Here is a 13105-nt window from a genome sequence, read left to right as displayed (position 1 = left end):
GCGGGTTCATTTCGACGCTTGCCGAATGTGTCGCTCGCGACTGACGCGCTGGGTAGGATACCAGTATTCGACAGCTCCATCTACGGCGACAGGAAACCCTGCCGCCAAGGCAACCCACCCTAAAGCGGGTCACCTTGGCCGCCTCATGAGGCGGCGGTTGCTAGATGACACCCTTGGGTCTCTCAACTGCCATGGATAGTACGGATTTTCTTCGGTGGGAATATCCGGACGCCTCCAAGGTTTCCGAAGAGTCTGAATCGCAGTCTGTCCTGCTTCGGTCAGGTGACCGTCACTTGCGATCAAGGTCCTGGCTTGAGCCTGGGTTATCGCGCCGCGTACTTGACTCGGAGCGAGCCCCGTTCGCTCGCCGATCTCTTCCTCTGCTCCATCTCGCCACTTCCCACGGATCTGAGACAAAATCAAAAGCATTACTGCCAAGTCGGTTCCCATCGATACGTCGAGTCCCAGCCCAGCACGTTCGATGGCGTTCTGCGCCCGCTCGTCTTCCGTGAGCGGATGAAAGGCCCGCTTGCTGTCCGACGGAATTGAGCCTCGGTATAAGGGCTGCCATCCACCACCTGAGCCATGAATGATCGTTGGTGTGTTATTCGGTAGCCCATAGGTAAAAGCAACCAGGGCAGCGCTGCCCTTATAGCCGCTCTTATCCACACCGGCCGCATCAGGAGGTCCATAGCGCGTCATGATTTCGGCCCACCGAGCAACAAGATCGGCTTCGAAGTCACTGACCGATGGCACGGTGACTTCCGATTTCACTTCCGGTTTGACCAGATGCCGTTTGACTTCCTCGATCCCACGCCGTGTGCCACAGGCGGTCACGACAGCGAATTTCATCCACCCCAAATGCCACCACGAGCGGACTGAGGGCGATTTCCAGAAAAGGTCCAACATCTTGTTAATGCGTGTGCCGGACCCAATGAAGTCGGTCACAATACAGATAACTCCCACCCCTGTAGTTCTGATGATTTCAGGACCAGGATGGTTGGTGAAAGTCCTAGGCCGACTCTTGATGATCTGACCGATGACGTTTGCCGTAGGGCCTTCGCTGCCAACCCGACTTGACCCCCGACGAGGTGCGACTGGCGCAACGCGAACGGGGCCGGTGGAGCGTTCCGTTCGCTTTCCGTGACGACCGACGACCCATTCCTCTGTAAATATGCGTCCTTCGGCGAATTCTCGCTCGGCGTAAAGGCCGATCCGACTCTTGATGAAAGGTCGGTCGGATGGCCTAGCTGTCATCGAGGCCAATCCGGCCCTCTGTGCGGCGGCAACTTCTTCGTGATCCAACAGCACCATGGCGTTCAACATCGCCGCGGCGGCTGCTTGGTCAGCTCCTACCTTGAACTGCGCCAGCCATGATTGACCAGCGGCGGTCTCGGAGAGCTTTGCCACCCGCTTCAATAAAATCTCCCGCTTTTGCTCAGCCCCAATGTCCCAGCACTATACGCTTGGGGATGGTGAAGGAAGACGGCCTTCAAGTTAAGACGAAATCAGCCAGGATGATCAGATTGAGGTCGGTAGCGCAACGACAGCTATCCCTTGGCGATAGCCCGAAATCGGACAGTCAGCAGTCGGCCCCAAAGCTGCCTGTCGTCTAAGCGCCTTCATCTCGGCAATTGAGATCCGACTTCTCGATCGCTGAATGCAGACATATCAAGTCTGGCAGAAATGTTAGGGCCGCTCTACGACGTTGGAACATTCCGACGGCACAGTGAATCGAAGTCACCAGAATGCACTTGCGGTTGCACGACTATCGAGCGCTACCGTCTGAGTCGCTTGATGCGCTCTTGGAGCGAAAGTGCTGCAGGGACCTGCCTTGCCACGAGATAGGATGCCAGTGCCAGCAGTGCGTCCCGTGCTTCCTGTTCCTGCTTGAACGCGGAGGCATTTTCATGCAGCACGATGTCAAGGAGATTGACAAGCGCATTACCCGTCCCTCCCTGGTCCCGCCAATATTGTTTGCGGCTTGCGTCGGCAAACGATGCGGACAGCCATTTCACGCCGTCGATACGTAATTCCGCGCCGGGATTCGAGGCCAGAAAACGGGCGAACGCAGCGACGTTTTCCTCGTCAATCTTAAGGTTGGCTTCCGCCCAGCGCCGGTAGAGGTCGCGCATGGCAAGCACCGTCCGTGCGGCATCGGGTAAATTGGTCAGGAAAGCCTCAGAGCCAAATCCGAGCAACCGCAGGAATAGCCGCTGTTCATCGAACCAATGGCCGCCCTCAAGCCAGCCGGCGCTCAAGGCGAATTCGATCATATCGCGCCAACGGGCGCAAAATGCAGCCGCATCACATCCGCGATTAAGTTCGATGAACCAGGCACCGACAAAATGCTCGATAAGGTGGCGCGCAGCCGGACCAAGGCCAAGGACCCCACGCCAAATCTCCGGCGCACGCTCCGCCGGGACATGCGCCGCATAGAAAGCGAGCTTGCCGATGATGTGGTATCCGAATTGATCCGGGAGGCGATATTCGTCGCGCTCGTCGCGATGCTCCGAACAGAAGGTCGCCTCATAGGCCCAGAGCGACAAAATCACTATGCGGCCGATTTCGAGCTCCTCTCCTTCCGGACGAAAGTCCTCGGCGACCAGCCAACCGTAGAAGCCGGCGAGGAATACCGTATCGAGGCCGTGCGAGGCCGTTTCATCGGACATAGCTCGCAGCCAGGCTTTATCTTCGCTAGCCATCTGGCGACGCCGGCGCGCCCGTTCAAGCGGTTTGGATCGTTGCCACATGCCGAGCGGATCGATGCAGGATTCGTCGGCTCGCGTGCTGGATAACCTGCGACTACGCAGCCACTTCAGCCAGCGTTGCCAGTGCGCAGCGACTTCAGGCGGATCATCATAATCCGGTCCGAACATCGAGAGGGCGGACCACAGCGTGCCAAGTTGCAGCAGGCGCCACCACCGCGCACCAAGCTCTGTTCGGTGGCGATGGGCAAGGAAACCCAGTGCGCCAGCCGCATTCCCGTGGCTGCTCGTCAGGATGCAAAGCAGTGCCCGTTCCCACTCGGTTTCTTCGCTGCCGCCACCGAGCCACAGATGAAAGACCCCGTGCGCCGCGAACTTCAGACGCTCGTCGAACCTGATACGCTGCCGCCGCATTGACTCTTGGTCGGTTGCAGCACCGTCGGCCGTGGCACGCAGTTGGGCCTTGGCTGCTTCTTGCGCATCGGGCCGAGGCGCAAGCCACGCGCCGCCACAGACAAGCAGCGTGGCGGCCGCCGCCAACCGGTTTAGCGCCTGGCGCCCCTCGTCACCTGGCTCATCGTCAAGCTGTGGAGCGGCCAACACATTGGCCAGGAATTCGGCGTCAGTGTCCGCCAGTTCGCCGCGCGCCTCGAGAATCTCCTCGCAGCGATATGAGAGCGTCAGACTTTGCAATTTGGGCGCGTTCGCCGCCTGGAACGCGATCACCTCTGCCTTGATCGTTTCGGGAAAATCGAACGCAACCGTTTCCAAGCCAGTATCCGGATCAAACTCGATTCGGTGATTTGCCTCGTCAAGCTGCGCGCAAAGAATGTCGAACTCGACGGCTTCCTTCGGCGCTTCGGGCCTCTGCCAGGTGGCCATTGCCGTTTTGAGGAAAGCGGCAACATTTTTGTCTCTCGGAATGAGCTGGCCGACAATCTCCAACAAGTTCTGTCGCCGATAAGGCGCTGCCGCCCATTCCCGCGCCGCATTGAAAATGCCTTCGCCCGCGCGGAACCATGCAAATGCGTTGAAAAACCGGTCGTTCCTGACTCGGTTCGCGTCGAGCAGATACACATCCTCGCCGCTTAGCAGCGGCATCAGCACACCCGAAAACAAGGTGCTCCGGTACTTTCCGACGTTCACAAGCAATCCGACGAAGGCAAGCGAGTTGCCCTCCTTCAATAGCCGCTCCAGATAAGGGGCGATGTCCGTTCCCTTGTCTACTTGCAAGGTCAGCCACCGTTCCAGCGCGTTCAAGGCACAGTGAAGCTGTCCGGTCGCGCTCGATTCTCCGTGGGTCCAGTCAAAAACCATCCAGTCGCCGCAATAGGACGCCTTTGTACCGTCGAGCATCGCAAGGGCTGTCTGGGGCAGGCTCCGGCGGCTGGCTTTCCAAGTATGTGCCCACCGTTCCGTGGCGAAATTCACCAATCGCACGAGGATCGTCAGCGCCATGTCAGGGTCGATTTGCAAGAAGGCTAAAAACTGACTTTTCCAGAAGGCAGTCGGATAACTTTCGGCGTCATATTCCAGCCCGACCTTTTCGAAACGGAGTCGATCGGAATCTTCCTCGCGCGGACTGCTCTCGATGAGGGCGGCAAGCATAATCTCCGCAGCCAGTTCGGGCCGTAGATTCATCAGCGGCGTCAGCGCCGGCGTGTGGAGGACGGTGTGGCGAAAATCATTCTCGATACGGCCCTTTGGCCCCATCGGCCACGGCGGCAGCTCACGGGATGTGAAAAAGCTCATCGGACCGCTGGATCGCCGCTGCTGTTCCACCTCTTTCTGACGAGCGCGATAGTCTGGATCGGTCTTCATCCGCTCAGCATGGTCCGCCGCCGCCTTAGACTTGGCCGCAGCGATCTTTTTCGTGACCTCGGCGTCCTGGGGCCGGCGACGCGCCATTTCCAAGGCCCAGATCGCCACGTCGTCTGGAAGGTCCCAGCCTCCGGCAAAGACGCCCGCATAGATCGGGCGCTCGCCATCGCCGATGTAGATCGTGCCCTTGCCTTGATCGACCTGCTGCGCTCTGGCGGTAGCCAACGCGAGTTCGGCGAATTCCTTTCGGAAAGGCAGTGGAACATCGCTGTGCAGCCCCAGCGGGGTTGCAGTCAGCCATGCCGCACAGACATCTGCTATCGTTGGCGAGACAAGTTCTGCGACTTGCTGGAGGTGCTTGTGGAGAAAATTCGCCATCGCGGGCCACAGCCCGATGATCGGCGTGCGGTATTTGTCCTCCAAATAGAGTGCAAGAGCACGATCGACGCTTTGCGACGCTTCGCGTGCGCTTGGAACCGTGGCGACGTGTAGGAAGCGGCGGAGCAAGCGGTTCAGCCGTTCGCCGTTACTGGCGAACAGCAGTCCGGCGCGTTCCTCCAGAAACCGGTCGGCCTGCGGATCAAGGCATAGAGCATCGAGCAGGATATCCGCAGCCGGCGTGGCGCCTTTCGCTTCCAGAACCGCCAACGCCTGATCCCATTCACTTACATTGCCGGCGCGCGCGCGCAGCAGGAATTGCCCGAACAAGCGCAGCGCGCCGCCCCACAGCGGATTGTTGGCCAGCGCAGCCCATTGATCGACATCATCCGCAATTTCCTTGAGCCGCTGAAAACGCGCCCAGTCCGCTACAAGATCGTGGTCGAATTCGATCCGGTTGCGAGTGTTTTTCCGCATCGGAAAATGTAGCGGCTTGTTCTGGAAGATCAGGGTGTCCGTGGCATCCAGTTCGCTGAGCGCAAAGCTCCGCACGAACTCCGCTTCGCGTTCCGCCAACCGAACAAGTAAGCCTTGGGAAGCTGGTTGATCCTGCGTCCAAAATGCCCAAATACGATCGGCAACAGCCGCAGGCGACGTCAGTTCCGGGCTTCCTGCCTGAAACAGAGCCGACGCCTGAACAACCCAGCCCAAGGTCCGGAGGTTGGTAAGGGCGGCCACCGTTTCGTCCCGACCGGCCAGCCAACGAAGGTCGCCGCTTGCACGAAGCGCTGTTTTTATATCTTCGACATCAAGTGCGCCGACGGCGAGCGGGCGCTGTACCGCCACGCCAATCAACGGCTGGAGGCGATCACGCCATCCTTCGGGCTGACTGACGATCACGATGCGCCATGACCGGTCGCCTTCCGGAGCGGCAGGCGGGACCAGGCGTTGAACGAGCAGCTTGATCCGCGCGAGCGCGTCGGCATCAAGTTTCTCCGCTGCATCGATCACCAGCACGTTGCGCGGGCTGACGCTTGCCAGAAGAATCTCGTGCAAAGGATATGCGAGTTGGAGCCGCGTTCGATCGAGCTCACTGGTCGCGGCATCAACCTGGTCCGGGCCGAGCCATACTTGTTTTTCCGAGGGGAACAATGCGTCCAACGTTCCCTTCACGAGCGCGGATTTCCCGCTGCCGGATTCGCCGAGCACCGGGATAATCGATTGATCACGGAGTAGTTCGGCAAGGTTGGCTTGGTCTTCAGTTCGGTCGATGACAACACCTGAAGGAAGCGCGGTTTCGATCCGGGCTTTGTAGTCCAACGTTAAGGCCTCAAGAGCGCTCCATGATCCCGCGAAACTCGGCTGATCCTTGAGACGGTATTTCGCGCGGAGATTTTCCCAGATCGTGTGCAGCGCCAGCGTGCCCGAGCCGACGCGGGTATCGGTGGCCATTTGAACCAGATCAACCCAAACCCGCTGTGCTTCTGTTCGATCGCCGCTCTGCAGCAACATCCGGCATCGGCCGATGGCCTCTTCGAGGGACGTGGATTGGTCGAGCTGGAAGTCGAGCGGGATGACGGCAAGATGCTGGATCAGTTCGACGGTCTCAGCGTCGGTTGCCATGCGGGTGCCGCCGGGCGCCTGGATGCTTTCGAAAATGCGTGTGTGGGTTTGGGTTTTCCGGATACGGGCGATGGCAAGCGCCGGATCGGCACCCGAACACCATATCACGATATCGCTCCACGGTGGAGCGAACTTCGCGTGGCGCCCGCGCGTCACAAGCGCAAGCATGTCCGTCGCTTGCCGCATCGGGCCGTCAGAGGCCCGCCATTGCGTCCAAGCGCGTTGAACGAAATCAGGCGGGAGACCGTTGGCGGTGACCTGCATGTTGCTCTTGCATGAAAGGGCAAGGTGGCTGCCGTCGGCTTCAGCCGTCACCAGCAGATCGTCGATCTGCCATAGCAGTGCGTCACTCTGCGATTGAATTTTGTTACCCGCGCTCCCGACAGCGGGCAACGCTTCACCAGCTAGAAGCTTGGTTACCAACCATGCAGCAATAAGATCTTCGAAAGTAAATCCCGGACCAGCCGTTTGCCGTGTGGTTGCCTGGCTGGTAGCCCTACCTTTCCGAGGTGTTTTAGACTTCATGCAACTCCTTAGCGCAACAAAACAAATGCGATACTCATAAATCATTGTGGCAGTCGATAGTGGATCTTATTGCCCTTTGATCGTCGGTTGGAGTGAGGCTCATCACATACCATCGAGGTAGACATGATCTGAGCGTTACAATGATCTTAACTATAGACAGTCGACTGCTAATGCCTCTCATAACGACCAATTTCGCCACGCACGTCGAAAAGATCGCGGGCCAGGTATTGGTCGAAGAGATTGAGAATTTTCTTTTCCTGCGTACTCTCCACCTCAACGGCCCGGTATAGTTCGATCAGGACACGGCTCAGATGATGCAACGTAGAAAAATGCCCGCGACGGGCATCCGCCGTCCATCCATCAGCAAGTTCCAGCACGCGCTCTACAGCCACGAAGGTGAGGTCTGGGAACTGGCTGGCCCGCTTCTCGAGCGCGCGCATTAGAGAGTCGGAATCGTCACTGAATGTCGGCGAAGCGATATAGGTCCGGATAAAGGCCGTGTGGCCGTTCCCATCATCGAGCAGCTTTTCCCAAGCAATATGCATTGTATCGGCGCGAACAAGCGAATCTTCGTCCTGAATCAGTTGCTGAAGCCAACTGAGCGCGCGGCTCCCATAACGACCGGACGCCGCATTGCCGGACGCACGCAAGGCCGCCATCTGCCGTCGCACCGGATTATCCTTGAAGCCAGCGACGAATTCGTCGTTGCGCTCGTCTTCAATCAGCGCCAGCAGCGACTCCAGGAAATGCCCATAGGCCCTGATCCCCGTCCGTTCAGACTTCAGCATGCCATCGATAAACCCGGCGACGATATCCGATCGCCTGAATACCAACCAGTCCAACACATGCTCTGCCGCGTAACCCCGCAAAATCCTGAAGTCCGTGCCAACAACACGCTGGAACAGATCGACGGCCTTGTCCGGCTCATATTTGCCGACCGAATTGATGAGATGAACCATGCAAATCCGAACCGACGCCAGCGGTTCGTGGCGCGTCCGGCGCTCCAGAAGATCCAGGATAGCACGAAGAGCTGTTTCATCTTTCCACAGCACGGACGCCAGCGCCTCGTAGGCAGCCCCTCTCTCACCATTGATCCCGCTGAAGACGAGATCGTCATTCCGCTCCAGAAGTTCTCTTGCGCTAAGCTTTTCCTTGGCCTTGGGCGATGTCGTGGTGACGGTGGTATCCGAGGCTTCTCCGTATTCGGCGCTTTTCAGCAGAAATTCCAATACATCTGGATCCGCCGCTGCCTCGGGATGCTTTTGGATTGTCCAGCTGATGATGCGATCATATTCGCGAACAGGCCAGCATAGCGCCGCCTTAATTGCGCGCACCACAAGAGAAGCCTCGACCTCACTTTCACGCAGACCGCTGATCACCGCTTCCGCGTAGTTCGGACTTGCTGTGAGCGGCAGGCGCTCAAGCAGCTCCACAAACCGTATCGGCTCTTCCTTGGTTCTTTCCTGAAGCACCGACGCAAGCTGGCGCCTGCCGCCAATTACGCCGTCTGGCTCGTAAACGTGTCGCTCGCTGCCGTCATATTTTGCAATAGCCCTCAGCCACTGCGTATCTGACATGAATGCCGCTTTCTCCGACGGAATCGGCGACCTGACCCATCCGCCCCGGATTCCATAGGCTTCCGGCAAAGGCGCACCAGCGAATTTTCGATCTAGTTCGGCCAGTCGACGCCTGGCGCGTTCGCTTAGGTGATCCGGGCCAATAGTTCGCAGAATGGCCCTTTCGTCGCGACCGCTCAGCTTTAGCTGATAGCGAACATATTCAGCGGTATCGTTCGCCAGCAAGACAAGTTCGCCCGCTTTGTCTCGACATAGATACTCCCTCGCCCACTCATACTCAGGACGATATGCCAGTACGGCCTCCTCGACGTGCGTTCGGTCTGCCTCGGGGAGGAAGGGCATGGCTGCCGCCGCTGCTTTAGCGAACGGTATCCAGTCGCTGTCGCTATCCCCCACTTTGAAAATGCGCTTGTATGACAAGAGCGGGATGAGCAAGTGCTTTAATCCGGCACCATTGGCGGCGATCGCGTGAAGCTGCGCGAACATCGCGACATCCGATCCCGTTCCAAGCAGGCGCAAGAATTCTTCAGCTTTGCCCGGCTCATTGCCGGCAACGGCTTCCAGTGCGCCCAGCAAGCACCGCTGATATTGCTGGTCATGTTCGTAGTGTGGCGGCCGCAGGGTTGGATAGGTCATGTCCCCGGAAGCAAGCGCGACTTGTTCCCGACGAAGCGCCTCAGCGAAAGGTTCCAACATTGCTTCGAGCAAAGCACCCGGCTGCGCCTTCACCAATTCTTGAATCCAATAGTCACTATTATGCTTGGATTGACCGAAGGGATGATCGGCCGGGAAGGCCACCATCCATCGCCGAAGCCATAGCCCCAGGATGTGGGCCGCGAGTGACGGACTCTTTTGGACCCATGAACCGAGTTCGAAATTGTCTTCCAATGCCGGCTTAATTTCCGTATCGGGCAACTTCGCAATGACGTCGCCGTAAAGCGCTTCGAGCGAACCGATGGGCCCATCCGGATAGAGTCGCTCAAACCAAGCTTTCAGCTCGCCGGCTCTGGCGTCAGGCGCAGCCGACCACCAGCAACGCATGAATGCAGCTACCCGAGCGCTGTGTTTCACTGCGGCCTTGTTCAGCAGCCAAAAGGCGAACTCCTTTCGATCGCCGCCTTCCGACACCCACTGCTTTATTGTCCCACCCTCAAGAAGCGTGAGTAGCCAATATGATCCATTGAAAACAACCCTCGCCGACCGTTCCAGTAGATGGCCGGGCGCAAACCACGACTCGACTAACAGCCGCTCATCCGCCGTTGGCCCCTCCACCTCGCTCAGCCAGTAGGCAATTGCGTCTTTGACGAGGTATCGGACGTCGCCTGACTCCATCACTGCCCGCAGATTGGGAAGGTATCGCCGCTCGCCAATGTCCCTGAGGCGGGAGAAAATCTGCCGGACCTGGGTTCTGCGGAAAAGGCGCTGCTCGTTACTTGTAAGCAGCGCGTGGACGGACTGCCCTATAGAGATAAAATGGCGGGAGAATACGTGGTCGAAATAGGATTCGTGAGCGAATTGCAACTTGTCCCGAATGGCCGTGATCAATCCATGCGAACACAGGACATCGATAGCGCCGCTGAACGTATCCAACACCACTACCGGCGCCGTCAGATGTTGGTTGTCACTCATGCTCCGAGCGATTGCGCCAAGCGCCGCCTCCGGCGTCCAGCTATAGCCAGCCGTCCGAATTTGCCGTCCGCGAATTTCAAGCAGCATATCGAACAGCCTGACGCTAGACAGTTCGCCAGCGGGCGCGTCCCCAGCGAGCATGACGCTTGCAAAGAGTTGAAGGTTGATAGGAACTGACAGCAGTTGCTGTTCCCGCTCGGTAAAGGTTCGCTTCTCAAGCCCGAGGCGGTTCAGAGCCGGCTGCACCGCATCCTTCCAGTCCAGCGGGTTGAGTGTGATTGAGGTGACCTGGGCCGCCTTCGACAGCATCTCCAGCCGGCTGTCGCCATCTAGGTCATACGACCGGCATGCCGCTACGACGCGCATGTTGGGAAAGTGTGCGGCTTGGTTGACCATACGGAAAAATAGGTCGCGCATGCGCGGCGACCGACCGGATGCCTCGCTGACGGCGTCTATCTGGTCAATCACGAGTAGTGACGGCCGCACGATCGTCCGGTTGCCGAAAGCACTGACGGGACTTTCTTCGGCCTCTAGGAGAATCCGACCCAGGTCCGGCAGGGACTGCACCTCCAGATAGCGATCGATCCGAAAGGCGAGAACTGGCCAGCCGCGACTGCGCGCTTCAGCAATGACATGCGAAAGAACGACACTCTTCCCGCTGCCGGCGCTGCCCGCCAGTACGGTTATGGGTCGCGCATCCTCCAGGGCCGTTTGAACGGCATTCCTAATATCGTCGGTCTCGATCTCAATCCCGGCAATCGTTGTCATAAGAGAGCCGAGATATTCGTCCGTCGCCGATACGATGCGCCCTTCCAACCCTCCATCGAAGTGGGCCAGCCATTCGATGCCGAGGGACGCGACGGCATCTGTCATTTCGATGCGCGTAAACCGCTTGCCCAGATTGGCACTAAGAAGCCGGATCATACGATCGATCACTTCTACCGGCGGTGTGCGGAACAGCAGACCGCAGACCTCTTCGAGTCGACGAAACAGCATGGTTTCCGACGTGACTTCCACGCGGCAGCGCTTGAGCCAATCAAGCCGCTTCGCTTTATCATCTGACCAGACCTTGTTCAGGTCCTCAATTGCCTTCCTGTCGCCCTTGCCGACACCGCCGGGACCATAGAAGTCCTCTACCGTTTCTGCCGCATTTGCCTTCTCGATCAGTTTCTCGAAATCGGGGGCAGGATCGGACGAAACGAAGACGCAGATAGTGTTTGGATCAGCCAGCTTACCGGCGAAGGCTTTGAGGACGCCTGCGTTGGTCAGGCCCGTGATGGTCCATGACCCATGCGACGCTTGGCGCTTGCATTGATGCCACTCGTTGAGACCGTTTCCGGTGATCCGGAACTCGAACCCATCGGCCTCTTCGTTGAATGGTTCCCAGCGGATTTCCTCCGCCATGCCGCGCAATACGCGCAGGGCTTCAACGAGAGTCCACCGGGCCTCGTATTCATTCCCCTTTTTGTCAGCGAATCCACCACCAAGCATAGTGATTGCTTAGCTTATTCACCTCTCACTTGCCACGGGTCCCTCGATCTGCGCACTCCGATGACCGCTCCTGGCTCACTCGCGGCTGGCCCGCGCGGGTGCTCTTGATCCTTGCCCGGACGTCGAAATCGCCGTCGCGTTCGCTCATCGCCGCGCCCTTTAACAGGCCAGATCGGGCGCAGTGCCGGAAACAGCCTTGTAATCATTGGGCAAAACGCAAGCAGCGGCACTGCTCCCGACCGACCGGCACGCCAAAAACCAAGCCAAGTCAAGGACTTGTGCGACGGTGGACATGGCGCTTTTATCTTGCCTTCCTAATCGGGCATCTAAAGTCAATCCGTTCCTACGCTTTTCTGCGACCTCTCGGTTTTCATCCATTTCCACGTCCTTGCACTGCTTGAACAGAATGCGTGTCACAACCGTGACAACGATTTGCATTCCAGGCGGGAACCATGCGTTCCTTCGCGATCGGCACTTTGGCCGTCGCATGCTCTTCATCAGGTTCGTAAACAGGGCTGTCCAAGCAATCTGGCGCTCTCATTCCCGAAGGACGGCAGCAGGCAAGAAATAGCGGACATTCCCCGTTTCGCGGCCCGCCAGGGGACGCTCACCGCGCGCGCGGATTCCTAAGTTTTACTCCTCCTCGTCATGCCGGCCGTGAGGCGGGTGGTGATTTTCCTTGTCATTAAAGCGACGCTCATTGCGCTGGCTTCAGCCTGAGGCGCTGCGTGATCTTGGCACCGAAGCCGACATGGAAGTCGGTCTCGCTGACCCACATGCGATGCAAGATCCCCGCAAGTTTCCGCGCAACTGCGACGATCGCGCACAGCATGCTGGATCGTTTGGCGACACGAAGTCCCCACGCTTTCAGCGCAGACCACTTCCTCACCGCATCAGAAGGCTAGCAGCCGCTTCGCATAGTGCTTCACGAACACCGCCATCGCCCTGCTTGGTGATGTGGCCTTCATAGTCGATGGAAGTACTCGACTGATGTCGTCTCGGCGTGAGGCCAAAATGCGCTCCGACTGTGCGCGAACGCGTAAACCGCAAAGGATTGTCGACACCGACTTTGAACGAGAGCGCCGTCACTGGACCCACGCCTGGCATCGTCATCAAGCGCCGGCAGATCGGGTCATGCTGGACGACTTGTAAAAGCACCTTGTGCAGACGTTCGAAGCCTTCAAGGATCGAGCGGCGGACATCCAGCATGGCCTCGATCGTGACCCCAAACACAGGATCGCAGTGATCGAGCAGCTCGCGCACGCGCCCCTCGTAGCTGGCGCGGCGGAGCTGTCACTCTGCGTTCCGGAACGACACGTCGAATCCTTCGGCGGGAGCAATTATATATTTAAA

General features: G+C 58.5%; 3 protein-coding genes and 1 pseudogene. All 4 read right to left on the bottom strand.

The features are described from left to right. Positions 1-129: 129 nt before the first annotated feature. Positions 130-1419: a phosphoribosyltransferase-like protein gene (locus tag BM413_RS21090; RefSeq protein ID WP_091916646.1), complete on the bottom strand. Its 1290-nt coding sequence runs from the start codon at positions 1417-1419 to the stop codon at positions 130-132. Between the two features lie 359 nt (positions 1420-1778). Further along, a complete protein-coding gene (locus BM413_RS21085; RefSeq protein ID WP_139238625.1) occupies positions 1779-7055 on the bottom strand; it encodes a hypothetical protein in 5277 nt (1758 codons plus the stop codon). Positions 7056-7222: 167 nt separating this feature from the next. Beyond that, entirely contained in the window at positions 7223-11752 is a 4530-nt protein-coding gene (locus tag BM413_RS21080; RefSeq protein WP_091916642.1) for an nSTAND1 domain-containing NTPase, read from the bottom strand. Between the two features lie 697 nt (positions 11753-12449). Next, a pseudogene (locus BM413_RS33660) lies at positions 12450-12922 on the bottom strand (transposase); the annotation flags it as partial. Between the last annotated feature and the right edge of the window lie 183 nt (positions 12923-13105).

The sequence above is a fragment of the Mesorhizobium sp. YR577 genome, assembly GCF_900116595.1.
Classification (GTDB): domain Bacteria; phylum Pseudomonadota; class Alphaproteobacteria; order Rhizobiales; family Rhizobiaceae; genus Mesorhizobium_M.
The sequence above is the reverse complement of the archived record's forward strand: the minus strand, read 5'-3'. Positions and strand labels throughout refer to the sequence as shown.

What these genes read in the sequence shown, in the direction of transcription:
- BM413_RS21085 (WP_139238625.1), bottom strand. Translation starts at nt 7,055, where the DNA reads ATGAAGTCTAAAACACCTCGGAAAGGTAGGGCTACCAGCCAGGCAACC.
- BM413_RS21080 (WP_091916642.1), bottom strand. Translation starts at nt 11,752, where the DNA reads ATGCTTGGTGGTGGATTCGCTGACAAAAAGGGGAATGAATACGAGGCC.